The organism is Gluconobacter sphaericus, from assembly GCF_016757795.1.
GTDB classification, from domain to species: domain Bacteria; phylum Pseudomonadota; class Alphaproteobacteria; order Acetobacterales; family Acetobacteraceae; genus Gluconobacter; species Gluconobacter sphaericus.
Genome location: NZ_CP068419.1, coordinates 1,566,292 through 1,588,485, shown reverse-complemented (window position 1 = coordinate 1,588,485; position 22,194 = coordinate 1,566,292). Strand labels below are relative to the sequence as shown.

Genomic DNA, 22,194 nt, shown 5'->3' with positions numbered 1-22,194 from the left:
AAAAAGGGAGCCGTCTTTCAGAGACCGCCACGGTTAGGTTGTGCTGTTCACCCACCGTAACCGTGAGGATGGCTTTCCCGCCAACGCAGGGCCGTCTCCACAATACTGTCAATATCCCCGAATCGGGGTGCCCATCCCGTATCTTTTCGGAGAGTCGTGGAATCCGCCACCAGAAGGGCTGGGTCCCCATCACGTCTTGGAGCAGGCTCCCAGGGCACTCTGCGGCCACTGACGCGCTCGACACTCTGGATGATCTCAAGGTTTGAGTAGCCTTGGCCATTGCCGATATTATACGTAACGCTACGATGATCGATCTGTGCAAGAGACCTGATATGGGCGTCAGCAAGATCCGTAACATGGATATAGTCGCGAACACAGGAACCATCCCGGGTCGGATAGTCGGTACCAAACAGCTTTAGTGCGGGGCGGCGACCGAGTGCCGCATCAATGGTCAGGGGAATCAGGTGGGTTTCGGGACGATGATCTTCACCTGCCCGTCCCTGGGGATCCGCGCCAGCCGCGTTGAAATATCGCAGACATGCGCTTCTGAGGCCATAGATCGCATCTGCCCAGTGCAGCACACGTTCAATCATGAATTTGCTCTCACCATACGGAGAACCGGGCTGCACAGGCGCTGTTTCCGGGATAGGGTCGATCCGCTCCGGTCCACCGAAAAGAGCGGCCGTAGAAGAAAACACTATCTTCCTGACGCCATGTCCAGCACAGATCTGTACAAGGTTCAGGGCCGTTAGATAGTTCTGCCGCAGATAATGAAATGGATCGCGCATGCTGTCGCCGACGAGAGAAAGTGCCGCAAAATGCAGGACGCCATCCCATTCTCCCTGCGCCACCACGGCTGATGTAGCGGCATAATCCAGAAGATCCACTTGATGGAAAGGCACGCCGGTGGGGACCGCCTTACGATATCCCGTGCTCAGATTGTCCAGCACGGCAACATCATGACCTGCATCGAGTAGAGCGAGAACAACATGGCTACCGACGAAGCCTGCCCCACCGGTAACAAGATAGCGCATGCAAAACTCCCCAAAACACCGCCGCATCAGATGCGAGAAAGGCTATCAGAAACCTCTTGAAGAAGAGATACCATTAGCCAGACATTAAAGAGAACCCATTAACATCATAGTCATTTTGTGGTTCAGGGCGGATAGATACTCCGTGGATATCGGAGTGATCTGAAGAGTTCAAAAAAACCACTGGTTTTGGGCGTCTCTGTGTAATTCCATCACTCTTGCGTCAGGCTCAGGACTCATTGATTTGATTTCGGAAATCTGATTCAGGCTCTGCAAGGAAACCGAAGATAAACGGTCTGACTAACGGAAAGACAGAGCACCAGACGATTATGATTGATGCGACCTATCTCAAGGCACACCGCACGGCTTCGAACCTGCGGCTAAAAAAGGGGATCCAGCCCGCCTGATCGGACGGAAAAAAGGCGACATGAACACGAAGCGGCATGCGGTCACCGATCAGAACGGACGACCGCTGAACTTTTTCATGACAGCAGGACAGGTCAGCGATTATGCTGGAGCTTCTGCTCTGCGGAACATCCTTCCCATGGCACAGTGGATGCTGGCAGCCCGGAGTTATGATGCTGACTGGTTCAGGGATGCCCAACGCCTTCTTCTCAGCAATCTGCCTCGCTACAACCCTCATCTTCTGCCTATGAGGTCTGAGCTTAGGGCCGGTAGCCCGTATGCCTAGGTTTCAATGACGAAGCGAAAATATGATTCCTTGGTTTTGTCATATCAGGTGGCGACACGTCGGCAATTCCGGAATTTATTGAAGGGACGCTCGACGAATTTACGCTAGCGAGATTCAGCCCTGTCATGAAGGACAGGGGGACGACGATTTCTTTTGCTCGAGATGACGGCTTCGATTTCAGCCAGGGTTTCAAACATCGCATCAAACACGTCCGTCATTACCAAGCGCCGGAACACACTGTTCCATTTCCCATAATCATCAGGCAGATGGCGCCATCTGCGATCCGGTTCGGGCAATACACATCATCAATTCGAAAAACAGGCGATTGTCTTACGCAGGACGGCCGACCCGTCTCAGCCGAAAGCAGCGCCCCGATGATGGCTCACTCTTCGCCCGAGAACCCAAGACGCTCGCTCAACGATGCCTCTAAAAGACAGCGTTGAATCAATCAGGAATCTTACTATCAATCTTCGTCAACGACCCCTAATTAGGAAGTTTTATTTCTATAATTGGAATATATTTTTTTCTATTGCGGAAAACAGAATATAGTTTGACATTGAGATCATATATTTGCCTCAATGCGGAGCGTGGCCTCGGGTTCACCGCTTCCGATTGCGGTCGGTTCAGCATTTCCAAGTCATCATCCGGCGTCAGGCCGTACGAGAAAGGTTGAGCGATGAATGTCAGGGATCTGGAATATTTCATTTCTGTAGCGGAATGTGGATCATTTTCTCGCGCGTCGGTCCAGCTAGGACGCCCTCAACCCGTGCTCAGCCGGCATATTCGTGAGCTTGAGACCGAGCTGCGGGTTCCACTTCTCTATCGAAATGGTCGCGGCGTCGTCATGACACAGGCAGGTGAGCGCCTCAAACAGCTTGGTGCCACGATCATTCGCCAGATCCAAGACGCACAGAACCAGATCCGCCACCTCTCACCAGACTATCTGGACTCTGCCTCCATCGGGATGCCTGCGAGCGTCAGCGCCATTCTACTACCACCGCTTGCCCGTGCCCTGCGCAACGCCCATGCGGATGCCGAACTCCGTTTTCTCGATGGCTGCAACGGCGATCTTCTGAACAACCTAAATGCCGGTTCACTGAATGTCGCACTGCTTTATGATGCACCAGGAATTGCTCATCCCAATCTGGAAGCCGTGCTCTCGCAGCCACTCTATCTCATCGAAGCCTGTCCTACCGCCTCGGAAGCAGCAGACATCGGGGCGACGATTGAGGCGGCTGAGCTTGCCGGGATCCCGCTAGTTTTACCAGGAAAGCGACATGGCCTGCGGCAGATCGTCGCCTCATGGGCCAACCGGAACGCGCTTGATCTGACCGTACAATGCGAATGTGATTCTTATTCTTCTATGCTTCAGGTGGTCTCTTCCGGGATGGCAGCGACCCTGCTACCGGCAGCATCCCTGAAACGCGAAATTCTCTCCGGCTATTTTCGCTGCCGACTGATCACTAAACCAGCACTCTACCGTACCATCGCACTCGCAGCGTCCCAGAGCCGCCCGGTTAACGCCGGGCTTGTCACCCAAATTAAGAAAATGATCGAAACTGTTCGGGACGATTTTCTCTGGCCCCAACTTCCCGCGAATACACAGCCAAACATACGGGCAATACAGACATCTTCTCTGAATAGCGCATTACAGACAGCAGAAGAAATTGTTTTCTGAGGCCATTCAGGACGAATGGCCTCCCCCACTGCCGTCAGACTGAAATCCTGAGATATTCCTGCGGTTGTTTCGAAACGCCACGGATTGCCGTGACTTCAAATTCCACCTTCAGATCATCGCGCGCCAGAGGTGTGCAGGCCATTGTCGCGGCCGGATCAATTCCCTTGAAAACCTCCCCCAGAACCAGAGCCACGGGAGCCATGTTCGCGCGATCTGGAACATGCGTAATAATTCGCACCACATCCGCAAGAGACGATCCCACCGAATTGAGCGCCCCCTCGATCGTCTGAAGCGCGCGCCGGGCCTGGACCGCGACGTCAGGCGAAATTTCCCGCGTTCTATAATCAATACCTGCCGTATTAGCGACGAAAAGCATGTCACCAACTGCCACCAGTCGCGAATAGCTGTTGCGCTCTTCGTACATGCTTCCTGATTTAACCTTGATGATATCCGGCATCTGTCTTTCTCCGAGAAAAGAAGGGGTTTCATCAAAAAGTATTGCTCACCGCAGCATTTTTTTCCTTCCATAACAGCTATACATAAAACCGCCTTGGTCCCCTTTCAGCGTCATGAAACAACACCGGTTGCACCTTTAAGCACAGGAATTCGCATCATGACTGAACAACCCATTATTTCCCTGGGCCGGGACGTCGCTATACCTCAGTTGGGGCTGGGTGTCTGGCAAACTCCCGCCGATCAGACGGCGGATGTCGTCAAATGCGCAATTGCTGCTGGCTACCGCGCTGTCGATACCGCCACGATCTATGGCAACGAAGAAGGTGTCGGGACAGGCTTAGAAGAGCATCCCGAAACTTTCCTCACAACCAAGCTCTGGAATACGGATCAAGGCTTCGATAAAACCCTCCGCGCCTTTGACGTGAGCAGCCACAAGCTGGGCCGAGCGTCAGTCGATCTCTACCTCATCCACTGGCCAGCACCCCGCCTTGATCTCTATGTCGAAAGCTGGAAGGCCATGATCCGTCTGCGGGACGAAGGCCGTGTTCGCGCGATTGGTGTCTCGAATTTTACACAAACCCATCTTGAACGAATTATCGGAGAAACGGGTGTCACCCCAACACTCAACCAGATCGAGCTTCATCCCGAATTCCAGCAACATAGCCTGAGGAGCTTTCACGCCTCAAAAGGCATCCATACCCAGTCGTGGAGCCCACTTGGACAGGGACGTACGCTCAACAGTCCGATCATCGAAAAAATCGCCGCGAAGCACAGCAAATCTCCCGCGCAGATCATCATCCGCTGGCATCTCCAAAGCGACCTGATCGTGATCCCGAAATCAGTCACGCCTTCCAGAATCGCCGAAAACATTGACGTTTTCGATTTTACGCTCGACGCGACTGATATGGAACAGATCGCGGCGATGGACCGCCCCGATGGCCGCATCGGACCTGACCCTCTGACAGCAGACTTCTGAAACTTTCAGGTCTTATCCGGGAACAAACCCGGATAAGACCTCCCAACAACGGATTGGAGCAGGGCTTAGCGCCCTGTTTCAACAATGAGATTGAGATGTGGTTCGACAATGGCGCGTGTTCCCGGCGGCAATACCGTCGTGGCATCCATCTGTTCGATGATCGCTGGCCCGGCGACCTCATTCCCACTTCTGAGCAGGCTACGTTCATAAATCGGGCACGACACAAAGCCTTCCGTCTCAGGAAACCACACATCGCGCGCACCCGTAATAGCGGACTGCGCATCAGGGCCAGAATCCGGATGTGACGTAAATGCAGCTTTTTCCACTTTCCCGATCGCTTCGATACGGAAGGTCACGAACTGAACGGGATCCGTCTGTGAGGCAAAACCGTATTGCGCTTCATGCGTCGCAATGAAACTGCGGACCATATCAGTCACACTTTCATCACTCATGGCATCGATCGAAACCGGCATGTCCACCGCTAGCTCGTAATTCTGCCCAACATAGCGCATATCCGCACTCATCCTGAGGCCACGATCTTCCTCACGGACATTTTCCTGAGCGAACCAGTGATTAGCCTGTTTCAGAAGGTCCCGGAAAATCGACACGATATCAGTGTACATACCCGGATGCGCGACCATAATCTGCGTACTTGAAAAATCTGCCCGCAGATCTGTCAGCAGTAGGCCAAGTGCACACATCACACCGGGTGTCAGCGGGATAATAACACGCTTCATGTCCAGCTCCTGCGCCAGACGCACCGCATGCAGCGGACCCGCCCCGCCCAGCGCCATCAGGGCATAGTCACGCGGATCATGTCCCTTCTGCACGCTGATGACACGCACGGCGCGTGCCATGTTGGCGGTCACGACCGAAATGATTCCCTGCGCTGTCGCCATCACATCCATGCCGAGCTCTTTGGCCAGAAGACCAATGCGCTCCATGGTCAGATCCCGCCGGATCGCCATACGGCCGCCCAGCAGGAATTCCGGATTGAGAGTCTGCAATGCGACATTGGCGTCGGTTGTGGAGGGTGTGAGATTGCCCTGATCGTAGCAGACGGGTCCGGGGAAAGCGCCGCAGCTCTGGGGGCCGACCTTCAGCAGGCCACCATTATCGCGATAGGCCAACGAACCGCCCCCTGCACCGACCGTATGGATATCCAGCATAGGCGCCTTGACCGGATAGCCATGCACTTCCGCTTCACCGGTCAGACGGCAGGTGCCGTCCTTCAGCAGCGCAACATCCGTGCTGGTGCCTCCCATATCAAAGGTGATGATGTTGGGGATGCCGATGACGCGTCCGATGGCCTGCGCCGCGACAACTCCGGTGGACGGCCCCGAAAGAACCGTTCGCACCGGCAGGGCGCGCGCCAGATCGAAACTAATGACACCACCATTGGACTGCGTAATCCGAGGCGCAACCGAGAGACCCAGCTCCAGAAGACGTGCCCCCAGACGGGCAATATAGACTTCCATGACCGGGCCGAGATAAGCGTTCACCGCCGTGGTCGAGAAACGCTCATATTCACGGAATTCAGGGGCGACCTGATAGCTTGCGCAGGTAAAGGCTTCGGGAAACTCTTCCCGAACGATCTCATAGGCACGGCGCTCATGTTCCGGCTTTATGAATGCATACAAAAAGCCGATCGCCACCGCCTTGACGCCTGCTTTTTTCAGGGCCCGTGCCGCGTCGCGCACGCTTTCCTCATCAAGCGTGACCTCCACCGTGCCATCGTGCCGCACACGTTCCGGCACCTCGAACCGCAGGGCCTGAGCCACCAGAGTTTCCGGCTTGTCTTCCTGCGTATCATAGAGGCTAGGACGTTGCTGGCGACCAATCTCCAGAAGATCACGAAAACCATCCGTAGTGATAAACCCAGTCAGCGCGCCTTTATGCTGGATAAGCGCATTCGTGCCGACAGTCGTGCCATGACCCAGAAAGCTGATATCCGAGGTTTTGGCCGAAACCGTTTTCAGTCCTTCGGTAATACCGGTCAGAATTCCGCGTGACGGATCATCCGGCGTCGAAGAGACTTTCCAGATCGCAAATCTTTTCGATTCCGTATCATAAAGACAGATGTCACAGAACGTTCCACCAGAATCGACACCAAGTCTCCACGCCATTTTCCGCTCCGCTCATTGATTGCGTCGTGATCTGTTGAGGATACCCACCTCTTTCGGCGCGGAATAAGACCCGTTTTGAAATAACAGCTATGCCAAGACACGCCGCAAAGAGTCATGGCACGTCTTGTCATCGATAAAAAACGACCCTGTTTTCAGTTCGAGGACCAAAAAAGATGGCGCCGAAGGTCATTCCCGTGAAGTCGGATGAAAACCTGCCTGAAGCTGTCGATGTCGTCGTGATCGGCGGCGGCATTATCGGCGTAACGACCGCCTTTTTCCTGGCGCGCGCAGGCGTTTCCGTTGCGCTCTGCGAAAAAGGCGTTATCGGGGGCGAACAATCGAGCCGCAACTGGGGCTGGACCCGCGTCATGGGGCGCGACGAGCGTGAACTCCCTCTGGGAATGAGCAGTCTCAATCTCTGGCGCGAGATGAACAGACTGACCGGACGCGAAACCGGCTTCCGACAGTGCGGCATCCTCTATGCCTGCGATAACGAAAAGCAGCTCAACGAATTCCGGAACTGGAAAGATATCGCCGACCGCTACCAGATCCAGACAACGCTCCTGGATGGTGCCCGGACGGCCGAGATGGCAGCGGGATCACAGCGCACCTTCCAGGGCGGTCTCTTCTGCGGCACAGACGGCAGGGCAGAACCGACCATGGCCGCATCGGCCGTCGCCGAAGCCGCGCGGGAGCACGGCGCGGCGATCCTGACGCATTGTGCCGTTCGTGCTCTGGATCGTCAGGGCGGTCGGATCTCGGGTGTCATCACCGAACGCGGGCGCATCAGATGCAGCACCGTTGTTCTGGCCGGGGGAGCATGGTCGCGGCTTTTCGGGAGGAATGAAGGCATCAACCTTCCAGCGCTCAATGTCCTTGGCAGCGTCATGCGCGTGGACAATGTGGAAGGCGCTCCGGAAGAAACAGTGGGCGGCAGCGACTTTGCCTTCCGACGCAACATTCAGGGCGGCTATAACATCAGTCGCCGGAACGCGAGTGTTTCGGAAATCACCCCGGATTCATTCCGTCAGCTACGCCAGTTTGCCGGCTCCTATCTGAAGAACCACAAGGAGCTGCGCCTTCGTCTGAGCCGCGCGTTTCTGGACGAATGGAAAATGGAGCGTCGCTGGACGCCCGACAGTGTCACACCTTTCGAAAAGATCCGCACACTGGACCCCGAACCATCACACGGCCTTCTGGAAGAGGCAGCACGGATCATCAAACGAGATTTTCCGCCCTTCCGTACCATGCGTGAAGTGGAACGATGGGGTGGGATGATCGACGTCACACCGGATGCCGTGCCCATCATCGACCGTGCCGAAAAAATTCCGGGTCTGGTTCTTGGAGTTGGCTTCTCCGGTCATGGCTTCGGCATCGGACCAGGGGCCGGCAAGCTATTGTCCGACATTGTCCGGAACGTGACGACCTCTGTCGATCCGGCCTCCTTCAGCTTCAACCGTTTCCGTTAACCTTTTCTGCCTTCTCTCAACATTCTGACGACGCATCGGAGATCCTGAATCATGACGTCTTTCCAACGCATCGCCCTCGACCCCGTCACCGTCGAAATCATCGGAAGCGCACTCGCTTCTGTCGTGGAAGAGATGGGCGAAGCCCTCGTACGCACCAGTTATTCAACGAACATCAAGGAACGCCGCGACTGCTCCACAGCACTGTTCGACCAGTTCGGCTACACGCTGTGTCAGGCTGAACACATCCCAATGCATCTGGGATCGTTCATCGAATTCATCCCCCTAGTCATGGAGCGTTATCCGGCAGATCAAATTGAACCGGGCGATGTGTTCATCGGCAATGATGCCTTCGTAGGCGGCGGCACGCATCTGCCCGACATCGTCCTGGCCGAACCGATTTTCGTGGACGGCGCGCTTGTAGCCTGGGCCATCAACACTGCCCATCATTCGGATTTCGCCGATCGGGGTGATGCCCACATCTTTCAGGAAGGCATTCGGATCCCACCGATCAAGCTCTACAAACAAAGTGTTCTGCAACAGGACGTGCAGGACCTGATCCTCCTGAACTGTCAGGTACCGGACGAGCGCATCTCCGACCTTCGCGCCCAGATGGCTGCAAACCGGCTCGGCGTGAGCCGTTTCAAGAGCCTCTGCACGAAATACGGCGTTGACGTCATGATCAGCGCAGGTCTGACCCTCCAGGATTATGCCGAACGCAAGATGCGCGCGGGCATCGCAGCCATCCCGGATGGCACCTACACAGCCTCCGACCTGTTCGAAACCATCGACCATCCCGAGATCATGGAAATCGGCTGCCTGATTACGATTGCGGGCGATGAAATGACCCTTGCCTTTCAGAGCCCGCCACAGGTCCGTGCCAATCTCAACATGACGCGTTCGGCTCTGCTGGCCACTGTGTATTACGCCATAAAATCAATCGTCGATCCGACGATCCCACCCAATGCCGGTCTGGCCCGACCGCTCCATGTCGAGGCTCAGTCCGGCACCCTGCTCTGCTGCGCACTTCCCGCTGCCGTCATGGGACGGATTTCGACGTGCCAGCGGGTTGTTGACATCATCATGGCCGCACTGGCCCCTGTCTGCCCCGAAAGCATCACTGCAGCGGCCAATGGCTGCGTCGGCTCCGCAACGTTCAGCGGAACACGCAATGGCAGCAACAAGTTCTGGATCTATCTCGAGACCATCGGCGGCGGGTCCGGTGCGCGATACAACAAGGATGGTCTGGATGGAGTTCAGGTCCATCTAACCAACACCTCAAACCTGCCTATCGAAGCACTGGAGACTGAATACCCGCTAACCCTGCTACGATACGAACTGGTCGAAGGCTCCGGCGGAAACGGAAAATTCACCGGTGGCCGCGGCCTGCGTCGCGTTTATCGGGCAGAAGAGGAATGTTACGTTTCCAGCAGCATGTCCCGCCTCTCGACGGCACCCTGGGGCCTGAATGGCGGCGGTCCGGGTGGTATGGCGCAGGTGAAATGCACAGCGCCGATGGTCCGTGGCAATGCCACGCTCGCCCCCTCGGATATCGTGGAAATAGTTACCCCCGGCGCAGGCGGCTACGGAACACCAGACGTTTTATGACCCAAACGAGGAGATCACATCATGTCGGAACAGTGCTCTCCCCTGCCCTCCGGGCGTGTTGCCCTGATCTCAGGCGCATCCCGGGGGATCGGCCGCGCTATTGCGAAGCGTCTTGCAGATCAGGGCTGGCGCATCAGCGCCGGCATGCGGAACGTGGATGGAAGCTGGCTGACAGCACCCCATCTGACCTGTCCATATGATGCTGCAGATCCGGCTTCGGAAGAGGCCTGGGTGGCAGAAACGATACGTGTGTTCGGCCGGATCGATGCCGTGATCCTGTCAGCAGGCATCATGATCCCCGGATCGATCCTTGAAACCGACGACACCGATCTGGAGCGTATGTTCCAGGTCAACGTCCGCTCTCCCACCCGGCTGGTCCGGGCAGCATGGAGTGCCCTTGCGGCTGGCGGGCGGGGGCGCATCGTTCTGCTATCATCCATGTCGGGAAAGCGCGTCAAATCCGCACGATCGAGCACTTATGCCATCACGAAATTTGCCACGTCCGGCCTTGCCGCTGCAATCCGGCGGACAGGCTGGAACAACGGAATCCGCTCCATCGTAGTATGCCCAAGCTTCGTCACCACAGACATGACACGAGACACCGCCGGCTGGACAGCGCAAGACATGACGCAGCCTGCCGATATCGCTGTCATGGTTGCAACAACTCTTGCCCTGCCCAACACAGCCAGCGTTTCCGAACTCTGCTTCACGTGCCAGGATGAGGACATGGCCTGACCCCGGAACATAAAGAGAATCAGATTCCCAACGTCAGGACAGGAGCTCGAGATAACTCCTGATTTTCTCTATAATCTGTCCGGCCTCCTGGTCAGACAGTTCATCCGTCGGTTTAGCAACAGTCACCGCCGCCCGACATGTCCCGTCTCCTTCAAGGATGGGTAGGGAAATACCGGAAATGCCCTGAATCACCGCGTTGCGTCGGGAATCGTAGCCCGCCTCACGGACGTGAGCCAGAAGATCCTGCAACGCCTCAAGGTCAACGTTCAGTGCCTGATAACGCGATGCATTCGCCTGCAGGATTGCCAGCTGATTGTCCGGGTCCTGATTCGCCAGAATGACCGTGCTTCCCATGCCGTAACCGAGCGGTAAGCGTCCCCCCAACCCGTCATGGCCCAGAATGGGAAGACGACTATCGGTAATGTACATATCGGTAATGATCGCATCCAGCCCCGTCCGTTCGAGCAGGAACACCGAAGCCTTGAACTCCCGCCCCAGCAAGGCGAGATAAGGCTGCCACTGCCGGATACGCTCCACGGGACTTGTCCTAAATCTTCCCAACGCCAGAGCTGCCGGGCCAAGACGATAGCGTCCCCGCTGGGCCGCCTGCACGACCAAACCATGTCTTCGTAATGCCTGAAGGGACCGATGAACGGCCGATTTTTCTGCTGAAACAAGCTCGGCCAGTTGGCCTAGCGCCAGTCCCTGCGGCCCATGTTCGTTCAGAATCATGAGAAGCTGCGCGGCGCGATCAGAGTTCTGGGAATACTGCACCTGTTTCGCAGCAGGGACAGCCTGTACCGGCGTCTTTCCCTTCGATGCTCTCTTCTGGACGAACGGCGCCGATATCACCACGCTATGTTCCTTCAATAGGACGTTCCGGATGCGTGCCCGAACAGCAGACCACACCGATCATCCCCGCAATGAATGGCAGAAAAAGAGCCATGGACCAGCTTCCTGTCATCCTGACGATATACACCATGACGATTGGCGCAACACCACTAGCCGCATTTCCCCAGAACGTCGTCCACCCGGCCACAATCCCCGCCTGCCCGGACGTCAGATCCTGAACCGAGGTCCAGATGGAGATCTGGCTGAGCCCGGAACAGCCCAAGGCAATTCCGAAAATCACGATCATGCCCGTTACATTCTGCACATGATCACCAACCAGAACCAACGCACCACAACAGAACGTCCCGATCATGCCCATAGGAGTCCGAGCCTTCCACACAGAGCCCGTCCGCCTGAGCACAGCGTCCGCGATCATACCGCTCAGGAAGACGGAAACGTAAAGGAAGGCCCATGGCAGGGAATACAACCATCCCATCGACGTGAACTGAAGATGCCGGTGATCCATGAGATAGAACGGCATCAGCGTCAGGAAAAAGGACTGGATGGTCAGCAGGCACATGTAATGAATACCGATGCACCAGAACTGCCGTGAGCGCATAAAGCGTTTCATGGGCACACGATCTACCGCAGGTTTCACGCCTTCAACCGTCGCCTCCGCCATCGCCGGACGATCACGCATGAAGATGCTCCACAGGCAGCTCCAGATCACTCCTCCTACGCCAAAGACGTAAAACCCAAGTTTCCAAGAATAATGAGCCGTCATCTGCGTCAACATCGGGCCACCGACCACCGATCCCAGATAGAGAAAACCCAAAAGAACCGCGTTCGCCCGGGCCCGCCGACGGGGCTGAAACCAGTTGTTGATAGTCACAATGCTGGAAGACCAGTCCGGAGACTGCCCGATCCCCATCGCAAGGCGGATCAATAGAAAGCTGACAAACGAACTGCCCATAGGCGTCATGATAGTTGCGACCGACCATGCGAGACAGCCAACAAACAAGCATTTTCTAGGACCGTAACGGTTCACCAGAGCGCCGGCCGGTATCTGAAGCAGCGCGTAGGTCCACAATACACTGGCAATGATGATAGAAATCTGGACGAGGGAAAAACCGAATTCCGCCTGTATCCGGGGAGCTGACAGCGTCATGGCTTGACGGTCCAGAGACATGAGCAGATTGATCGGCGCCACCAGGGCAAAAAGGATTATCCAGCCAGCCCCCCACGATGTCCGAACAGGCCGCATCCCGAATTCATCGACAAGATCCGCGTCAATGCCGCTCAATTTTCGTTGCCTACCCGGTCGTTCCCCTAGCATTTTGGTTCCTTTACGAAACATTCATAGCGATAGTATGCAATTTCCTGATGTACGGCCAGTATATCAGTTATACACCTGGGCCAGCAGCCAAAACGATTTACCTGCACTTTTTGAATAACAGCTATGTGTTGGATTCTAACGCCCTTCAGAAGATGCTTTCTAGATCGAAACGACAAAAACCCAGCTCCCCCGATCGCAACCTGCTGCGAGCCCTGAAAACGGAGATCATGTCAGTGGCATCTTTCACATTCTCCAGACGCCTGTCGGCAACCACACTCCTATTTGCAGCCAGTGCGATGTCTCCCATAAGCGCCCAGGGTGCAACGTCTTCCGTGAAGAACGTCCGGCCTCACAGCGGGCATAGCGCTCCTCCCACATTTCACCCAACACCCCGCAGAGCGGCAGGCGCTGTCAAGGTGCAGTCAGATCCCGAGCAGATTCATGTCTCAGCCGGACGGCGCATGGCGGGCGGCTTTATGAAACGTCAGGTTGCCCCAGAGTCCACAAGCTCCATTACGGCTGCAGCCATTGCGCGCAAATCTGCCATCGCTTCACCGTTACAGCTCGTCTCCACCCTGCCGGGCGTCAATTACGGAACGCAGGATGCGTTTGGCCTAAGCATTCGCAACACAATTAGCGTCCGCGGCTTCCAGCAGACACAATTGGGCTATACAATTGAAGGCGTCCCAGGCGTCGATCAGGCCTATTACAATCCCTATACCGAGAGCTATGCCGACAATGAGAATCTGTCTGACATCACGCTGATTCCCAGCACCTCACGGATCAACGACCCGGTTCAATCTTCCTCAGGTGGTGAACTGATCGAAACAGTGCGGGATCCGTCAGAGAAAGCCGGTGGCATGATTTCCTATGCTGCAGGATCCTACCGCGCGCAACGCGTCTTTGGACGGCTCGACAGCGGCTATATCGGCCATTCCGGCATCCGCCTGTTCGGTTCCGCATCCTATACCGCCGCTGACATATTCGCGGGTTCAGGACGCAGCAACAAGACACATGTCGATTTTAAGGCTCTTAGGGAATGGGGTTCCATCGGCCGCAGCAGTCTGTTTGTTTCTTACGATAACTGGAAGAATGCACGTAGCAACCCCTATACGCTTGCAGCCTATGAAACCGCTGCAAAGACAAACAATAATTTTTCCGTAGGAAACTACGCTTCCAGTTATATTCCTGGAGTAACTACCAACTACTGGAAGAACTACATTTATCACCGCAACAGCGTTCTGGTTTCATTCCAGAACGAATTCTCGCTTGCGCGTCACCTGAACCTGCATATCACGCCCTATTTCCACTGGAATTTCTCCAACAGCCCAGGCCAGACTTCGCTTAACCCCGACTCTCTGTATTCGGGAGAGCAGCGCGTCTCCCTGGATACGTCAAACCTGACGCTCGTCAATGGTCGCGTCAATGGCTTAGCGAATACAGCACAGCGTGAATACGAGACCGGAGTTAACACTTATATCCAATATGATCCGATCCACAGCAATCACCTGATTTTCGGTTACTGGTTCGATCACTGGAACATGGACGCAACATCCGGAGTTACGCCTCTCGACATTAACGGAAACGCGTCCAGCTATATGGGCAAGGACCTGCTTTACGCCACGAATGGCAGTCTCATCGCGGGCGCCAAGTATCAGATGTCTACGATGATCAATAATTTCTATGTCTCGGATACACAGAGCTTCTTAGATGACAAACTAAAAATTACTGCTGGTGTGAAAGAGATGATGTTTTACGTCTCCGGCACCAACCAGCTCGCCGGGCCACAATATCATTTCTCGCAGGCCATAACACAACCCATGCCGCGCGTATCGGTGTCGTACAACATCACCAAGAACATGCAGGTCTATATCAACGGAACAACTAACGCACGACCGCCTGTCCCGCTGTCCACCTATCCCAACATCTACAGCACCGCAACGGGAGCAATCTCCCAGAGCGGCTCGAACAATTCCCGTATGGAATACACGATCAGCGAGGAGCTGGGCTTTCGTTACTACGGTGCTTTCAATTTCGACGCAGCGTTTTTCAATGCCAACCTAACGAATCATCAGGTAACGACCCAGGCTTTCATCAACGGCGCATCAACCAACACCGCCATCGCAGCAGGCGGCCAGACCGTACGCGGCGTGACGGCAGAAGCTTCCCTTCATCCGTTTTACGGCTTTGCGCCTTATGTGAACGGGCAATATCTCCATTCCACGATGGATAACAATTTCAACACGGCGTCGGGGACCTTGCCGACTGCCGGCAAAATTGCGGTTTTCAGCCCAAAGTTCATGGCTAATGTTGGGGTAATGTACACAAAAGGACCATTCTTTGCCAACGTCACCTTCAAATATGTTGATTCCCAGTACTCGACCTTTATGGACGATCAGTCGATGCCAGCTTACAAAACCGTCGATCTGGGGCTGGGTTACCACTTCCCGAAATGGTTTGTCCTGCATGAGCCAGTTCTTCGTCTGAACTTCATGAACCTGACGAACAAAGCCTATCTCGGCGGCATCAGTACTGTCACCCCCAATGCACGACCAACACGTGCCACGAATGGCCAGATCGTCGCAGGCTCGACACCCGCCTACTTCCTCGCAGCCCCCATGACCTTTGTCATCAACATTTCGTCTTCCTTCTAAGCGAAACCGGAACTCTTTACACCGGGACCAGAACAACATTTTACGCCGCCCTGCGAGAAACCCTCGCAGGGCGGCGTTTCATTTGATCCCAACAGGCGATCGCCGGACGTACCGCTTTACCAATCAATCAGGATCGAACCGTGAGAGCCTTTTGGCAATTACATGGCATCACGCCTGCAAGGAGACGTGATGCCATAACGATCCTGTCACCTTCAGAGCGTGTCTGTACCTTTCTGGATGCTCATGCTGTCCAACCGGCTGACCGCACCATCCTTCCGATGCGCCAGCTGCCAGACGATGACGCCCATTCCACCCAGAACACAGATAACCAGCGAAACAGTGCCCCATCCGCCAGAACGGGCGAATATCATTTCATATCCGACCGGGGCAGCGGAAGAGGCAAGATTTCCTGCCAGAGCAACCGCCCCGGCCGCGATAGCCGCTCCCCATTCAAAACGCTGCACCTGCGTCCAGGTCAAAACCTGACAAAGTCCGATTGACAGCATGCACACGGCAAACAGCCCCAGACACATCACGATATTGCTGCACAGGATACCGCCCCCCAGCCCCAGTGCGGCGATAACGATTGCGATGCATCCCATATATGTCTGCTGTCGCAGTCCGAATGACGGGTAGGCCTTCTTCAAACTTCTGATACCCGCGCCCCACCCGATCGCAGCCACGTACAGAACCAGCCAGGGCAGCGAAAAGACATGACCTGCTGTCGTCGCACTCAGCGCGAAACGATTCATGACAAAATGGGAAAAGGTCACGTGAAAGAAGCTCTGCAGACAGCAGACGATTCCGTAAAACAGGGCAACCGGCATGACACCGAGTAACCTGCGAATGTCAGGGCGTTTTCCGGCATTCCCATCTTCCCTGACCTGCGGGGAAGGCTCCAGCGATGCCCCTCCATACAGCACAAACACGAGGACACTCACGGCTATTCCCACCAGTCCGAAGATCTGGAAGCTGCATCGCCAGCCTGCGAACCCCATAAGCCAGGCAGTCAGCCATCCGCTGGCGGAATAACCAATGTACAGAGATCCAAGCAGAACCGAATTTGCAGCTTCACGGTCCTTTTCCGAAAAAAGAAGCTTCAAGGCGAGGATCGACGCCACCCAGTCCGGCGCCTGACCGATCCCAAGGGCAATCCGGGCGGCCGCGAACTGCCACAGGGAATGTGGGAGCCCGGTTGCGAGCGTCGCGATTGACCATAGCAGACAAGCCCCGAAAAGCGCCCAACGAACACCGATCTTTTGAACAAACCACCCCGCTGGCAGTTGCAGAAAAGCATAGATGGCCGTTGCAGTAGTAATCAGCCCCGCCATCGCAACTGCACCAATCTGCAGATCTGCACGCACAAGGGGAGAGCATACAGTCAGGGCATTCCTGTCGACGCCCAGCAAAAAATTGAGTGGAGCAATAATAAGCAGGAGAATGGCCCATCGGTTCGCGAGAAGTCCAGACCGTAGCAAACTCATGAATTCCCTCCAGAAAAATTGTCTGTTGCACGCTCTGTTTTTAGAAATCCGTGGACAAATTCATCATGAAGCCCAAAAGGGCGGCCATATAATACTCAGGCATACCGGCTGCGATGGTCGTACCGTAAACGCCCTGCATATAATTCGAAATAGCAACGACTACTGCGACAGATTTGAGATAACAACCATTAGTCACTCAGCGTCGCATTATACCGTGGCCCTTAAGACGGAAAATGATAACCAAAGCCCAGATCCACCGTCTTGTAAGCAGGCACGCTCTGATTTTTCACAAATATCGAATAATTAGAATTAATATCCCTAAAATAGGAACTGAAAAAATAAGATACATATAAGTAATTAAGGAAAGAATTTTACATAAATATGAGAGATTTCATGGAAATTTTTCGATATTTTGGCAACCATTCATTTTCAATACTGAACTTAAACACATCCCACACCGTCTCTTTCCGATGAAAATATCCTGATTGCCCTGTGCTCCATTGAGGGATGCAAGAGTCGACATCGGGCAATTCGTACTTCCAGACCACAATTTCCTGTATCGCACGGATTGTTCTGATCTCGGTTAGAATGGCTGCAGACGGATCATGCGGGGTGGAGGGGGCCATGCAATAGGCCAGCTCTTCAGCCTCCAAGGCCGGGAAAGCGGCAAACGTTACGTCGACATTCATTCCTATTTGGAGCATGAGAGCAACCGTTGACAGACTATTTTCAGCGTTCAGGTTCTTTCCAGACATCATGCACACCTCAAGTTAGAAGACGGGCGACATCGAAGGAGCCAATATCGTAACGGGACCGACCGTAGGTGATGCAATCGGCGACAATCTCCCCTACCAAGGGAACAAGCTCGAACCCGTGTCCGGAAAAGCCGAATATGTGGAAGACGCCGGAAGCACGTGCGGACGGCCCGATGACAGGCAGAAGGTCAGGCGTCTTCCCCTCCAGACCCGTCCAGGCCCGCACGATCTGGACGTTCCGGATGGCCGGAAACAGCTCCTGCGCTGCCGCTGCCCCTTTAGCGAGGGCACGAAAATCAACCTGCGTTAACCCCTTTTCCAGATCGCCCCCCCCTGGATCCCGCCACCGACAACCAGTGTTCCCTGCGAAGACTGCTTGAAGCTCAAGGACCGACCGACCGTGCTGAACACCGGTCTGAACGCCTGCTCCACCCGTTCGGTGACAAACACCATGGAAGCCTTGTACCCAAACTGGATTACCTCGCCGACCATCCGACAGACCTGAGCGCCCCAGGCACCTGCCGCATTGACGACATGACGCACTGTCCAACTTCCAGCATCCGTCACAACACGCCAGCCTCCGACCGCAGGTTCAAGCGCCATAACTGCAATCCCTTCGCGAATGACGGCGCCATGTCCTTCGACAGCCCGGCGGAATGCGGCAATCGTCCGATGAGGGTCAGCCGCTCCATCGCGACGGGCGATTAGCCCTCCGACACAGTGCTCACTGATCATGGGAGCCAGCCGACGCAGTTCCCGGGCATCGATCAGTTCTTCATGATGGAACCCGAGCTCGCGCATCTGGGCGAAGCGGGCCGCCAGTGCCTCCATCTCGGCATGACTTTCGGCAACCTTGATCTGACCTCCCGCCCGAAATCCGCAGTCATCCCCGACAAGCGCATCCATCCGGTACCATCGTTCCAGCGCCTCAAGGGAAAGAGAAATTTCCGCGGGGTCACGCCACAGGGTTCGAACACCTGCCGCCGTCGCACTCGATGCCCGCCGCCCAATCCATGACCGTTCGAACAGCACAACATCCTGCCCCCGCTGCACCAGAGCCAGCGCACAGGCCAGACCATGCAGCCCTCCGCCGATCACGGCAGTCGTCGCCTGCCCTGCCCTCATGACGAACGACTTTCATCTGCCAGACCTGCCAGATCGCAGAGCCGGAGCGGTTTCAGGGGCGGCCGCACCCGGAAAGGCTGGACCTCACTCATGTGCCGCCCCTCGGCGGCGGCAATCAAGGCCGCCACGGTCAGACCGCACTGTCGCCCCTGACAAGGCCCCATTCCAGCCCGGGTAAAGGCCTTGAGCTGGTTCGACCCCACGCTCCCCGACAGCGCCGCACACAGATCACGAGCCCGCAGTTCCTCGCAGCGACAGACGATCGTGTCGTCATCCGGCGCAAAGACCTGCTCGCGCGGCCGGAAAACCCGATCCAGAAAAGGACGCAGCACCAGAGCACGCGCCAGGGCTGCCCGACAGTTCTCCTCGGTCATTTCGGGTTCAGCAGCGACTTTCCCGAGTCTTTGTAGAATGCGTAGAGCCGACAGCCTGCCCCGATGGACAGCAGCCACGGCGCCACCAATACCTGCCGCATCCCCCGCGATCAGAATATCGGGATGGCTGCACTCGCCCCATTCATTCAGAACAGGCCTGTATGCGGCCTGCCCGGCATCCCATTGGATTTCACATCCGAGACTGCGCACCGTATGCAGCTCGGGCAGAACCCCTTCATGAACCAGCAGAAGAGACGTCCTGATCTCTTCCACCCGTCCGGCTGCCGTCCGGTAGCGTACGCCCTCAAGCTGATCCGTCCCCAGAGCCTGAAGATCAACAACATCCGGAACATAGCGTCCCGCACGACAGTACAGTTCCGCATACCAAGACGCACCCTTGGCAAGCTCACGGCTGCTCCGTAGGGCGGCCCTGCCTGCAAGCTGCAACGTTTCACGCAGCGGAGTGGAAGGCCGAGTATCGAGAAAACCCGCCACCACTCCCCCCATTCTGATCAGCTGATGTGCATAAAGCAGCGCCAGCGGCCCACATCCTGCTATCCAGACAGGCTCCGAAGGAACACTTCCGGGATTTTTGAGCAGGATCTGCGCCGCTCCAACCGTCATGACCCCAGGCAACGTCCATCCCCGGAACGGAGCCGGACGCTCCTGCGCCCCTGTCGCGATCAGAACCAGACGTGGGGCGACCACACGTGTCCCCCCGGGACCAGTAACATATGTCCCCAGAGTGGACTCGACCTGCCAGACCCGAGTGGACGGCCAGTAAACCGCCCCACATTCACGAAACGTCCGGACTGTCGCCAGACCGGAGCAGTACTGCTCCCCCAGCGCCCTGCCGCGGGACGTCCCCGCATTCGCTTCGATCCCACGCCAGATCTGGCCTCCGGGGGTCGGCTGCTCGTCAACGACGACAACCTTCAACCCCGCACGCGCCGCAACGATCGCAGCACTCATTCCTGCCGGTCCGGCTCCCACGATCAGAAGATCAGGCCTCAACATGACGGCCCTACCTTCCTTGGCCCCATCTGCCGCTGCACCTTCAAACCCGCCCGGACAGATGTCTGGCACGCACGCACCAGCCCTTCTCCCTCGACGAGCATCAGACAGTCGAAACACACACCCATCATGCAGTACGGAGCCCGCCGAGCACCGGAGACTGGTGTCGTCCTGCTCCAGGAAGCTTCGACACGCAACAACGTAGACGCCACCGTTTCTCCGATCTGCGCGATGACCGGATACCCGTCGATCTCGATCGTCACCGTGCTCTCCACTCTGCCCCAGTCATCTTCAAGCAGCCTGAACATCGAATCTCCTGGCACTGAACTGCTGGACGTCATGCCCACTCACATATCCGAAGAGACGCTGAACGAGGCTGCGAGCATGATAGACCGCCAGCGTTACCCCCGAATGACAGATACAGAAATACGTTCCTGGAAACCTCGAACTGCGCCCAAAAATGGGTACGATATCCGGCGTGATTACGCGTCGACCGCTCCACTGACGAACGGCTGAAACACGCAGCAAATCAAGAAATACACTGATGGCTCGGGTCGCCAGCCGGGAGAGACGCTGATAGGCAGGCATACTCACACCCTTGCTCTGATACCAGACCAGTCCGAAATTCGCCTGAGCAGCGCGCGGATAGCTGTCTCTTCCGTCAATCATCAAAACAGAATCCAGATGCGAAGTCAGACCACAGGCGATGGCCGAACCGACAACTCCACCCCCGATGACGACGCAATCGAACATCACACCCCATTCTTTCGGCACAAGAACGTTGCATATTCAATTATGAATTGTCTAAGACCGTTTTTGACCCATCCTATTCCGGAAGGTTATGGCCGCGATGAAGCCCCTGAATTTCAGGCAGATCGAACTCTTCACGACCCTGATGGAACAAAAAACCGTCAGTGCGGCAGCCGTAGAGCTAAACATCTCCCAGCCTGCGGCCAGCAAACTGCTCCGGAACCTAGAAATCGATACCGGTTTGGAACTGTTTGAGCGCGCAAAAGGTCGCCTGTGGCCCACTGCCGAAGCCAGAACACTATATGAAGAAGTGTCCTACCTGTATCACAGCCTCAACAAGATCGAAGATGTCGTTCAGGCCATCAGGCGCCGCAAGAACAGGGAGCTGGTTATCGGCGTCCTGCCCGCTCTCTCAACAGGTTTTATTTCCCGGGCAGCCGCACTTTATCTTGAAAAAAACGAGAACGTCTTTCTCAATATCGTTTCCCTGCCCTCAATCGATATCATGCGTGGCCTTACCAACAAGACGATCGATATCGGTGTGATCGGCAGCCAGGAACTGTCGGACGAAATCACGTGCGTTTCGCTCATGGAGCGCCCGATGGTCTGCATCATGCCTCGCGATCACCCACTTACGGCACAAACCATCATCACGCCGCATCACCTGACGAACGTCCCGTTCATCTCATTCAGTATGGAAACACTGACGGCCCGTCTGGTCCGGGACATTTTCCAGCAGGAAAACGCAACGCTGGATATCGCCCATGTCGTTAACACGGCACCGCTCTTGCTGTCCCTCGTCTCGGCGGGGCTGGGCGTCTCCATCGTGCATCCATTCTATATCCCACCTGACGATGCGAACATTATCGTCCGAAAATTTTCACCCGACATGAAATTTAAGTTTCGTGTATGTTACCCGACCGAGAAGAAATCCGACAACCTTACCCACCGCTTCTTGGAGATTATGCAGCGGCTAGATTATACCCAAGTCCGATCTTAGGCTCAGGCCTCATAGCCAGAAGATGATAGTCGCGGCAAGGCAGATGGCGGAGAAGAAAACGTTTGGGAAAAAGCCAGACGCATGCGCTCGGGATCACGAAAACA

At 55.8% G+C, this 22,194-nt stretch carries 19 protein-coding genes and 1 pseudogene; 8 read left to right on the top strand and 12 right to left on the bottom strand.

Translation table 11 applies throughout. The features are described 5' to 3' along the window. Positions 1 to 47: 47 nt before the first annotated feature. The gene (galE, locus tag IGS75_RS07565) at positions 48 to 1,034 is read right to left on the bottom strand and encodes a UDP-glucose 4-epimerase GalE (RefSeq protein WP_202256490.1); all 987 of its coding nucleotides are present in this window, start codon (positions 1,032 to 1,034) and stop codon (positions 48 to 50) included. Positions 1,035 to 1,324: 290 nt separating this feature from the next. Here galE and IGS75_RS07560 point away from each other — a divergent pair. After that, a pseudogene (locus IGS75_RS07560) lies at positions 1,325 to 1,632 on the top strand (transposase); the annotation flags it as partial. A 766-nt stretch (positions 1,633 to 2,398) separates the two neighbouring features. Then, the gene (locus IGS75_RS07555) at positions 2,399 to 3,400 is read left to right on the top strand and encodes a LysR family transcriptional regulator (RefSeq protein WP_141352539.1); all 1,002 of its coding nucleotides are present in this window, start codon (positions 2,399 to 2,401) and stop codon (positions 3,398 to 3,400) included. A gap of 34 nt (positions 3,401 to 3,434) precedes the next feature. On the opposite strand, the gene IGS75_RS07550 is transcribed toward IGS75_RS07555, so the two are convergent. Continuing rightward, the gene (locus IGS75_RS07550) at positions 3,435 to 3,857 is read right to left on the bottom strand and encodes a RidA family protein (RefSeq protein WP_141352537.1); all 423 of its coding nucleotides are present in this window, start codon (positions 3,855 to 3,857) and stop codon (positions 3,435 to 3,437) included. Between the two features lie 156 nt (positions 3,858 to 4,013). On the opposite strand from IGS75_RS07550, the gene IGS75_RS07545 reads away from it, so the two are divergent. After that, positions 4,014 to 4,832, top strand: coding sequence for an aldo/keto reductase (locus tag IGS75_RS07545; protein WP_141352535.1), 819 nt, complete (start codon positions 4,014 to 4,016; stop codon positions 4,830 to 4,832). Positions 4,833 to 4,897: 65 nt separating this feature from the next. On the opposite strand, the gene IGS75_RS07540 is transcribed toward IGS75_RS07545, so the two are convergent. Beyond that, a complete protein-coding gene (locus IGS75_RS07540) occupies positions 4,898 to 6,958 on the bottom strand; it encodes a hydantoinase/oxoprolinase family protein (RefSeq protein WP_141352533.1) in 2,061 nt (686 codons plus the stop codon). Positions 6,959 to 7,131: 173 nt separating this feature from the next. Here IGS75_RS07540 and IGS75_RS07535 point away from each other — a divergent pair, with 173 nt between their 5' ends. From IGS75_RS07535 to IGS75_RS07525, 3 genes are read left to right on the top strand one after another with little or no spacing between them, the layout of a single operon-like run. Then, on the top strand, positions 7,132 to 8,427 hold the full coding sequence (locus IGS75_RS07535; RefSeq protein WP_202256489.1) for an NAD(P)/FAD-dependent oxidoreductase: 1,296 nt from the start codon (positions 7,132 to 7,134) through the stop codon (positions 8,425 to 8,427). 51 nt (positions 8,428 to 8,478) lie between these two features. Beyond that, a complete protein-coding gene (locus IGS75_RS07530; RefSeq protein ID WP_202256488.1) occupies positions 8,479 to 10,032 on the top strand; it encodes a hydantoinase B/oxoprolinase family protein in 1,554 nt (517 codons plus the stop codon). Between the two features lie 21 nt (positions 10,033 to 10,053). Continuing rightward, on the top strand, positions 10,054 to 10,767 hold the full coding sequence (locus tag IGS75_RS07525; RefSeq protein ID WP_202256487.1) for an SDR family NAD(P)-dependent oxidoreductase: 714 nt from the start codon (positions 10,054 to 10,056) through the stop codon (positions 10,765 to 10,767). A gap of 33 nt (positions 10,768 to 10,800) precedes the next feature. On the opposite strand, the gene IGS75_RS07520 is transcribed toward IGS75_RS07525, so the two are convergent. Together IGS75_RS07520 and IGS75_RS07515 are read right to left on the bottom strand one after the other, a co-directional pair. Next, positions 10,801 to 11,622, bottom strand: a complete 822-nt coding sequence (locus tag IGS75_RS07520; protein ID WP_202256486.1) for an IclR family transcriptional regulator — start codon at positions 11,620 to 11,622, stop codon at positions 10,801 to 10,803. A 1-nt stretch (position 11,623) separates the two neighbouring features. Then, on the bottom strand, positions 11,624 to 12,901 hold the full coding sequence (locus IGS75_RS07515; RefSeq protein ID WP_202256485.1) for an MFS transporter: 1,278 nt from the start codon (positions 12,899 to 12,901) through the stop codon (positions 11,624 to 11,626). A 266-nt stretch (positions 12,902 to 13,167) separates the two neighbouring features. On the opposite strand from IGS75_RS07515, the gene IGS75_RS07510 reads away from it, so the two are divergent. After that, positions 13,168 to 15,588, top strand: a complete 2,421-nt coding sequence (locus IGS75_RS07510) for a TonB-dependent receptor (RefSeq protein WP_237468711.1) — start codon at positions 13,168 to 13,170, stop codon at positions 15,586 to 15,588. Positions 15,589 to 15,800: 212 nt separating this feature from the next. On the opposite strand, the gene IGS75_RS07505 is transcribed toward IGS75_RS07510, so the two are convergent. The 7 genes from IGS75_RS07505 to IGS75_RS07475 form a co-directional block, all read right to left on the bottom strand. After that, entirely contained in the window at positions 15,801 to 17,072 is a 1,272-nt protein-coding gene (locus IGS75_RS07505; RefSeq protein WP_202256484.1) for an MFS transporter, read from the bottom strand. Positions 17,073 to 17,443: 371 nt separating this feature from the next. Next, positions 17,444 to 17,830, bottom strand: coding sequence for a hypothetical protein (locus tag IGS75_RS07500; protein ID WP_202256483.1), 387 nt, complete (start codon positions 17,828 to 17,830; stop codon positions 17,444 to 17,446). Positions 17,831 to 17,837: 7 nt separating this feature from the next. Beyond that, positions 17,838 to 18,149: an NAD(P)/FAD-dependent oxidoreductase gene (locus IGS75_RS15695; protein WP_272929790.1), complete on the bottom strand. Its 312-nt coding sequence runs from the start codon at positions 18,147 to 18,149 to the stop codon at positions 17,838 to 17,840. After that, the gene (locus tag IGS75_RS07490) at positions 18,134 to 18,952 is read right to left on the bottom strand and encodes an NAD(P)/FAD-dependent oxidoreductase (RefSeq protein WP_202256482.1); all 819 of its coding nucleotides are present in this window, start codon (positions 18,950 to 18,952) and stop codon (positions 18,134 to 18,136) included. Before IGS75_RS07490 ends, IGS75_RS15695 begins: the two co-directional genes overlap by 16 nt. Further along, complete coding sequence (locus IGS75_RS07485) at positions 18,949 to 20,343, bottom strand: FAD-dependent oxidoreductase (protein ID WP_202256481.1); 1,395 nt, start codon at positions 20,341 to 20,343, stop codon at positions 18,949 to 18,951. Before IGS75_RS07485 ends, IGS75_RS07490 begins: the two co-directional genes overlap by 4 nt. Next, entirely contained in the window at positions 20,337 to 20,648 is a 312-nt protein-coding gene (locus IGS75_RS07480) for a (2Fe-2S)-binding protein (RefSeq protein WP_141352513.1), read from the bottom strand. Before IGS75_RS07480 ends, IGS75_RS07485 begins: the two co-directional genes overlap by 7 nt. After that, the gene (locus tag IGS75_RS07475) at positions 20,632 to 21,093 is read right to left on the bottom strand and encodes an FAD-dependent oxidoreductase (protein ID WP_141352511.1); all 462 of its coding nucleotides are present in this window, start codon (positions 21,091 to 21,093) and stop codon (positions 20,632 to 20,634) included. The genes IGS75_RS07480 and IGS75_RS07475 overlap by 17 nt, the downstream gene beginning before the upstream one ends. A 97-nt stretch (positions 21,094 to 21,190) precedes the next feature. Here IGS75_RS07475 and IGS75_RS07470 point away from each other — a divergent pair, with 97 nt between their 5' ends. Beyond that, positions 21,191 to 22,090 carry a LysR family transcriptional regulator gene (locus tag IGS75_RS07470; protein ID WP_167495500.1) on the top strand — a complete coding sequence of 300 codons (900 nt, stop codon included), beginning with the start codon at positions 21,191 to 21,193 and terminating at the stop codon, positions 22,088 to 22,090. Positions 22,091 to 22,194: the final 104 nt, after the last annotated feature.

What these genes read in the sequence shown, in the direction of transcription:
- IGS75_RS07475 (WP_141352511.1), bottom strand. Translation starts at nt 21,093, where the DNA reads ATGTTCGATTGCGTCGTCATCGGGGGTGGAGTTGTCGGTTCGGCCATC.
- IGS75_RS07540 (WP_141352533.1), bottom strand. Translation starts at nt 6,958, where the DNA reads ATGGCGTGGAGACTTGGTGTCGATTCTGGTGGAACGTTCTGTGACATC.
- IGS75_RS07550 (WP_141352537.1), bottom strand. Translation starts at nt 3,857, where the DNA reads ATGCCGGATATCATCAAGGTTAAATCAGGAAGCATGTACGAAGAGCGC.
- IGS75_RS07555 (WP_141352539.1), top strand. Translation starts at nt 2,399, where the DNA reads ATGAATGTCAGGGATCTGGAATATTTCATTTCTGTAGCGGAATGTGGA.
- IGS75_RS07525 (WP_202256487.1), top strand. Translation starts at nt 10,054, where the DNA reads ATGTCGGAACAGTGCTCTCCCCTGCCCTCCGGGCGTGTTGCCCTGATC.
- IGS75_RS07545 (WP_141352535.1), top strand. Translation starts at nt 4,014, where the DNA reads ATGACTGAACAACCCATTATTTCCCTGGGCCGGGACGTCGCTATACCT.
- IGS75_RS07535 (WP_202256489.1), top strand. Translation starts at nt 7,132, where the DNA reads ATGGCGCCGAAGGTCATTCCCGTGAAGTCGGATGAAAACCTGCCTGAA.
- galE (WP_202256490.1), bottom strand. Translation starts at nt 1,034, where the DNA reads ATGCGCTATCTTGTTACCGGTGGGGCAGGCTTCGTCGGTAGCCATGTT.
- IGS75_RS07490 (WP_202256482.1), bottom strand. Translation starts at nt 18,952, where the DNA reads ATGAGGGCAGGGCAGGCGACGACTGCCGTGATCGGCGGAGGGCTGCAT.
- IGS75_RS07530 (WP_202256488.1), top strand. Translation starts at nt 8,479, where the DNA reads ATGACGTCTTTCCAACGCATCGCCCTCGACCCCGTCACCGTCGAAATC.
- IGS75_RS07505 (WP_202256484.1), bottom strand. Translation starts at nt 17,072, where the DNA reads ATGAGTTTGCTACGGTCTGGACTTCTCGCGAACCGATGGGCCATTCTC.
- IGS75_RS07470 (WP_167495500.1), top strand. Translation starts at nt 21,191, where the DNA reads ATGAAGCCCCTGAATTTCAGGCAGATCGAACTCTTCACGACCCTGATG.
- IGS75_RS07485 (WP_202256481.1), bottom strand. Translation starts at nt 20,343, where the DNA reads ATGTTGAGGCCTGATCTTCTGATCGTGGGAGCCGGACCGGCAGGAATG.
- IGS75_RS07480 (WP_141352513.1), bottom strand. Translation starts at nt 20,648, where the DNA reads ATGTTCAGGCTGCTTGAAGATGACTGGGGCAGAGTGGAGAGCACGGTG.
- IGS75_RS07500 (WP_202256483.1), bottom strand. Translation starts at nt 17,830, where the DNA reads ATGATGTCTGGAAAGAACCTGAACGCTGAAAATAGTCTGTCAACGGTT.